The sequence below is a fragment of the Lysobacter antibioticus genome (assembly GCF_000731095.1).
In the GTDB taxonomy this organism is placed as follows: Bacteria; Pseudomonadota; Gammaproteobacteria; order Xanthomonadales; family Xanthomonadaceae; genus Lysobacter; species Lysobacter antibioticus_B.
Genome location: NZ_JMTZ01000144.1, coordinates 1 through 4522, shown reverse-complemented (window position 1 = coordinate 4522; position 4522 = coordinate 1). Strand labels below are relative to the sequence as shown.

General features: G+C 67.8%; 6 protein-coding genes. 3 read left to right on the top strand and 3 right to left on the bottom strand.

Annotation, left to right across the window (positions count from 1 at the left end):
* The 3 genes from EX88_RS27270 to EX88_RS0122570 all read left to right on the top strand — a co-directional run.
* Window positions 1–319, top strand: a 319-nt coding sequence (locus tag EX88_RS27270; protein WP_235186404.1) for a hypothetical protein, incomplete at its 5' end; no start/stop codon positions are given.
* 47 nt (window positions 320–366) lie between these two features.
* Window positions 367–1587: a glycine C-acetyltransferase gene (kbl, locus tag EX88_RS0122575; RefSeq protein WP_031374241.1), complete on the top strand. Its 1221-nt coding sequence runs from the start codon at window positions 367–369 to the stop codon at window positions 1585–1587.
* 28 nt (window positions 1588–1615) lie between these two features.
* Complete coding sequence (locus EX88_RS0122570; protein ID WP_031374240.1) at window positions 1616–2005, top strand: hypothetical protein; 390 nt, start codon at window positions 1616–1618, stop codon at window positions 2003–2005.
* Here EX88_RS0122570 and EX88_RS0122565 read toward each other — a convergent pair.
* From EX88_RS0122565 to EX88_RS0122555, 3 genes are all read right to left on the bottom strand, one after another.
* The gene (locus EX88_RS0122565) at window positions 2002–2733 is read right to left on the bottom strand and encodes a pseudouridine synthase (protein ID WP_051885448.1); all 732 of its coding nucleotides are present in this window, start codon (window positions 2731–2733) and stop codon (window positions 2002–2004) included. The genes EX88_RS0122570 and EX88_RS0122565 overlap by 4 nt on opposite strands.
* Window positions 2734–2905: 172 nt before the next feature.
* A complete protein-coding gene (locus EX88_RS0122560) occupies window positions 2906–3433 on the bottom strand; it encodes a hypothetical protein (RefSeq protein ID WP_031374238.1) in 528 nt (175 codons plus the stop codon).
* Window positions 3434–3766: 333 nt separating this feature from the next.
* Window positions 3767–4522: OmpA family protein (locus EX88_RS0122555; protein WP_031374237.1), on the bottom strand; the 756-nt coding region annotated here is incomplete at its 5' end.

The following is a 4522-nucleotide window of genomic DNA, read 5'->3' as shown; positions in this document are numbered from 1 at the left end:
GGCCCGCATCCATGCGGGCCGCCCTCCGGGTCTTCCATTGCCTTCGCTAGTGCGAATCGGCGCGCAGCAACAGCAAAATCCCCACAACAACAGCTACAGCCACGATCACGGCTACAGCCCAGCTGCGACACCGCCCCCCTACGCGTTCGATTGGCTAGCGCAATCCCTGGCCGCCGGCGGCGATTTCAAGAACCGGCCGGCGCAACATCCTGCCAAGTACGGATTGGCCGCCCACCCGCCCGCGCTGCAGAGGCAATGGGCCGCTTGGGCACGCGAGGGCCAGGCCAACGGCATGAACGCAGCCGACGGGCCTGGGTAAAGGGTCTGGAATAGAATGGCGGCTTTCCTCCCCATCGGAAGCCGCCCGTGTCCGACGCATCGAGCCTGACCAAGCCCGCTCTCACGCAACACTACGCCGACACCCTCGACGAGATCCGCGCCCAGGGTCTGTTCAAGGCCGAACGCATCATCACCAGCCCGCAGTCGGCCGAGATCGTTCTCGAAGACGGCCGCACGGTGCTGAACTTCTGCGCCAACAATTATCTCGGCCTGGCCGATCACCCCGAGGTGATCCAGGCGGCGAAGGACGCGCTCGACACGCACGGCTTCGGCATGGCCTCGGTGCGCTTCATCTGCGGCACCCAGGACCTGCACAAGCAGCTCGAGAAGACCATCTCGGACTTCTTCGGCACGCAGGACACCATCCTCTACGCCGCCTGCTTCGACGCCAACGGCGGCCTGTTCGAGCCGCTGCTCGGCGAGAACGACGCGATCATCTCCGACGCGCTCAACCACGCCTCGATCATCGACGGCGTGCGCCTGTGCAAGGCCAAGCGCTTCCGCTACGCCAACTGCGACATGGCCGACCTGGAAAAGCAGTTGCAGGCCGCCGATGCCGCCGGTTGCAAGACCAAGCTGATCACCAGCGACGGCGTGTTCTCGATGGATGGCTTCATCGCCCCGCTCGACGAAATCACCGCGCTCGCGAAAAAGTACGGCGCGCTGGTGCATATCGACGAGTGCCATGCCACCGGCTTCCTCGGTGCCAGCGGCCGCGGCTCGGCCGAGGTCAAGGGCGTGATGGACAAGATCGACATCTTCACCGGCACCCTCGGCAAGGCCATGGGCGGCGCGCTCGGCGGTTTCACCACCGCCAGGAAGGAAGTGGTCGAATTGCTGCGCCAGCGCTCGCGTCCCTACCTGTTCTCGAACTCGCTGCCGCCGCATGTGGTCGCCGCCGGCATCAAGGCTTTCGAGATGCTCTCGGCGGCCGGCGATCTGCGCGAGCAGTTGGTCGAGAACACGCGCTATTTCCGCGAGCGGATGACCGCAGCCGGTTTCGACATCAAGCCGGGCGTGCATCCGATCAGCCCGGTAATGCTGTACGACGCGCCGCTGGCGCAGAAGTTCGCTGCGCGCCTGCTCGAAGAAGGCATCTATGCGATCGGTTTCTTCTTCCCGGTCGTGCCACAGGGCCAGGCGCGCATCCGCACCCAGATGTCGGCCGCGCACACGCGCGAGCACCTCGATCGCGCCATCGCCGCCTTCATCAAGATCGGTCGCGAGCTCGGCGTGATCAAGGCCTGAACCCCTGGCCTGATCGGCCACTGAGCGCATGCGCGTCGTCCTGCGCCGCCGCCTGTTGCAGGCCGTGCGCACCGACGCGCTGGCGCGCCTGGACGACGGCGTCTGGCGCACGCGCTGCCTGCACTGCCGGTGTGCGCTCGCCCTGAGCGAGGACGGTGCCGCGATCGGCTCGGCCTCGCTCGAACATGTCGTGCCGAGCGCCTGGTTCGGCCGCCGCGCCGCGGCGGCCCTGACCGCAAGGGTCGGCGAGGATGCCGACGACCCGCGCAACCTCGCCCTCGCCTGCACGCGTTGCAACCACGGCAAGGGCGCCAGCCACGACGCACGCGGCCCGGGCGACGCGCGCGCCTTCGAGGTGGTAGCGAACTTGCTCGACGCCCGCCTCGCGCGATGGCGCGACGACGACGCGCCTCCCTAGTCCGACCCGACCAGCGCCGCCGCCTCGGCGGCGCTGAGCTCGCGCCATTCGCGCTTGCCGAGATCGCCGAGCAGCAGCGGGCCGATCGCGACCCGGACCAGACGCAGCACTTCGATATCGAAGGCGGCGAGCAGGCGCCGAATCTGCCGGTTGCGGCCCTCGTCGAGCACGATCTCCAGCCAGGCATTCTTCTCGCCGGCGCGCAGCAAGGTCGCCGACTTGGCGCGCAGGCGCTCGCCCTCCTCGATCACGCCTTCGTGCAGCGCCGCCAGCAAGGCCGGCGCGGGCAGCGTGTCGATCTGGACGTGATAGGTCTTGTCCGGCCCGAGGTCGGGATCGGTGATGCGCGCCGCCCATTGCGGGTCGTTGCAGAACAGCAGCAGGCCTTCGCTGGCCTTGTCCAGGCGCCCGACCGGCGCGAGCCACGGCAGGCCGGCGCCGTCGAAGCAGCGGTAGACGGTATCGCGGCCGCGTTCGTCCTGGGCGGTCGTGACCAACCCACGCGGTTTGTTGAGCATCAGGTAGATGCGCGGTGCGGCATCGATGGCGTTGCCGTCGACGGCAACGCGATGGCGGCCCTGCACGATCGGAAACTCGGGATCGCGGACGATGCGGCCGTCGACCGCGACGCGGCCGGCGGCGATCCATTTCGCCGCTTCGCTGCGCGAGCACAGGCCTTGCTTGGACAGCACGCGGGCCAGACCGTGTCGGGGCGGAATCTTGTTCAAGGCGAGAGCTTGTTCAAGGCAGAATCTTGTTCAAGGCGCTAAGCGGCTTTGGATGGCGGGAACGCAAGGCGATGCGGCTTCGATGCGGGCGCCACGCCAAATCCGGATCGTAAAAGCGAAACGGCCGCGAGCAATGCCCGCGGCCGTAAGCAGCGCGTCGCAGTGGCGAGGCTTACTTCTTTTTCTTCTTGTCTTCGACCGGCGCCGGGGCCGGCTCGACCACCGGGGCCGCGGCCGGAGCGGCGGCGGCCGCAGTGCCGTTGCCCTTGGCCACGCGCACGCCCTTGGCCTTCATCCAGGCGCTGAACTCATCGGCGGTCATGCGCTTGCCGCCCTGGCTCATATCGAAGCGCCACGGCGTGTTGTCGAACTGGGTCTTGGGCTTATAGGCGGCCGGGTCATTGACCGAGGGCATGCCGGTCGATGCCGGCGTGGCCTTGGCGACGTTGCAACCATCGAGACGGATGCGCAGCAGCACCTGGTCGACCGAGAGCGCTTCGTCGAGCGCCTGCGAGAGCACGCCGGTCGGCGCGCCGAGCTGATGCGAGGGAGCGACCAGTTCCGGCGAGATCGGTGCGATCAGGGTCGGCTGCACCGGCTGCGCGCGGGCGGCGGTCAAGGCCGCGCAGTTGCTGGCGCCTTGCGCCTGCGCCGCTCCGGCGATGAGGAACAACGTCAATCCGGCGATGGCGTGGCGCATGACTCTCTCCCGTAGTTCTGCCCGGGCGCGAATACCCGGACGTCGTGCAAAGGCTATACGCCAGTGTAGGCGCGGGGGGCGGATCGAACAACCGGCGCGAACGTCGTCGCGCGCACGAGCGCCGGCCGCATTCGCCACGCATACGGGCGCTTTGCCCGGGCCGTCGCGCGCTCGTCGCTCGATCGCCGCGCGCTCGCGCTGGTCGATGACGTTGCCTTCGCCGTCGCCGCTCGGGCAGCAGTGCGCCATGCAGGGGTCGAAAAAAACGAAGCCCGGCACAAGGCCGGGCTTCGGGTGTTGCGGTGCAGGTTCCGAAGAACCCGCGGGTGTCGCTTAGTTCTGGACGTTCAGCTCGGTGCGACGGTTCTTCGCACGGCCTTCCGGATTGTCCGAACCGTCTTCATTGGTGTTCGGAGCGATCGGACGGCTCTCGCCGTAACCCACCGGACCCACCAGACGGCCAGCGTCCACGCCATTGCTGGTCAGGTAGTCGTACGCAGCCTTCGCGCGACGCTCCGACAGCTTCTGGTTGTACGCATCGGTGCCCTTCGAGTCGGTGTGACCGGCCACCTCGACCTTCAGGTCGGGGTAACGCTTCAGGATCTCAGCGGCTTCGTTCAGGATCGCAACCGCGTCAGGACGCAGCGTGGCCTTGTCGAAGTCGAAGTTGACGCCCTTCAGGTCGATCGTCACCGGCACCGGGCAGCCGTCCGGACCGATGGTCTGGCCAGCCTGCGAACCCGGGCACTTGTCGTCGCAGTTGTTCACGCCGTCGCCGTCGTCGTCCTTGTCGGCGCAGCCCGGCTCAACCACCGGAGCCGGACCGACCGGAGCGGTGGGCTCCGGACCCAGCGGCACCACGATGCCGACCGAAGCCAGCACGTCGCCGAACCAGTCTTCCGACGGAGCGTTGACGCTGCTGTCGTCGAAATCGGCGCGGTATGCCAGTTCGGTACGGATACCGACGCGGCCCAGGTCGCCCTGGATACCGACGCCGACCTTGGCGGCGAAGTTGCCGTCCTTGCGGTCAGCCGGCGACAGCGGCGACGGGATGAAATATTCCTCTTCCGAACGCTGGTAGCCCAGGCC

Excerpts from the sequence above, each read along its gene's own strand:
- EX88_RS0122570 (WP_031374240.1), top strand. The coding sequence starts at position 1,616 with ATGCGCGTCGTCCTGCGCCGCCGCCTGTTGCAGGCCGTGCGCACCGAC.
- EX88_RS0122560 (WP_031374238.1), bottom strand. The coding sequence starts at position 3,433 with ATGCGCCACGCCATCGCCGGATTGACGTTGTTCCTCATCGCCGGAGCG.